Source organism: Endozoicomonas sp. SESOKO4 (genome assembly GCF_024606275.1).
On the sequence record NZ_JAHHPS010000119.1, the window covers coordinates 1 to 1629 of the forward strand.

1 protein-coding gene is annotated in these 1629 nt (G+C 46.3%); it reads left to right on the forward strand.

All coding sequences use genetic code 11. The features are described from left to right. Positions 1 to 1624: hypothetical protein (locus tag KDK16_RS02105; RefSeq protein ID WP_257274444.1), on the forward strand; the 1624-nt coding region annotated here is incomplete at its 5' end. Between the last annotated feature and the right edge of the window lie 5 nt (positions 1625 to 1629).

Sequence of the window (1629 nt, forward strand, 5' to 3'; positions counted from 1 at the left end):
AGCCATTGCCATCAGCTCTTCCATCATTGTCACACAGGCACTGGCCGATCGCAGGCTGCAGATAAAATCTTTCGATATTCGGGACAATGGACATAAGGAGTTTACCCGGAGTGAGGTTATAGTTAAGCCAACTTCAGGTGATGACCAGCAGCCAATACCCGGATCCTTTACCACCACATACCCGGACCAGACTGAAGTCAGAGCGGGCTATGACGTTCCTTCTGAAGGCTTCACAGACGTTCTTTCCGGCATCGAGGGTGGCGTTTCCAGTGTTGATCTATTTGCAACAGACGATAATGAAATTGCTCAGAAATACACCAAAGTTCTCAAGGTCGGTAATGAGGGAATCTTCAAGTTCACCCATGATCTTGCAGAAACGAAACTGGTCATTGAAGTCAGAAAAGGAATGACCGATCAGAGCTCAATTTCAGCTGTTCGTGCTCAATCAGATGATATCCAACCATTAGAACCGTTTACGAAAGTTGCCAACCCTGAACTTCTGGTCGGAGTGCTGAAAGGTGCGAATGAAAGAGCAGGAAGTCTTGGCGAAGTTGATCACTATGTTGCCCTTGCCACTATTGAAGTAGACAAAGTTGAAGTGAATGGGCGCACCTTCATGCGTCTTATCGCAGCAGGCGATCAGCCTCCTGAACTGCAACGTCTGGGTCAATCGCTCTTTGTCAATGATGAGGTGCTTTTAGCAGCAGCCACCTCTGCCTACGCCCGGGTTCATCTCCTGGGTGAAGATCTACAACAGGAAACTCTGAATAAACTGTTGTCCTGCCATAAGCCCGTCGGCTATGTCGTATACGTTGAGGATGACACGCAGGCATACCCTGTGCCTGCAGGTTTTCCAAAACTGGAAGTGACTGAGACTCCGGGTGAGATTATTGTTTTCCTCGGTCAGAAGCAGAATCCGACCGATATCGCTTTTATTGAAGGTATCTATGACGTCTGGATGGAAGAGTTCTACAACAGCCCTCGCCCCCGGGAAACAATACAGGTTAAAAAAGACAGGGTCAAAAGCTACCAGTACATCATTCGAAGCAGGCAGATGGCACAGCTCGAAGAGTTAGCTGCAGAGCACAATAATGGAATTGTCAAAAGTGAACATACGTCGCTTTTATACCATGGCAAACTGGTGACGTTTGCATACTATGAATATCTCCAGCAGACATTGACCTGTGCTGCTTCGGATGGAGCAGACGAATTTAAATTCACAATGCCACACGTCAGATTCGTTTCGTCATTCATCACGCCGACCTGGATGCATATCCAACTCGTAAAACGTTTCAGCTTCAAACCCGTACTTGGAAATCTTCTGACTAACCGGGATTTCATTCAGAATATTCATGAAATAATCAGGTCCGATATCAGCGTATTTTCTAACGATTATTTTGACGATCCTTTTAGTGAAGAGGAAGGCTTTGCTTCCAAAGTCACTGGCAGATTTGCCGGACAGCTCATTGAGATGGAAAATGAGTTGCAAGCGCTAAGGGCAACAGAGGCCAAACTCAACGATCAAAAGGAATTAACAGAACGAACATTAACAGAACGAACAATAGTATCAGTCATTCCTGTCTCTTATACACATCTGACGCTGCCGACGACGGAGAGAGTGTAGATCTC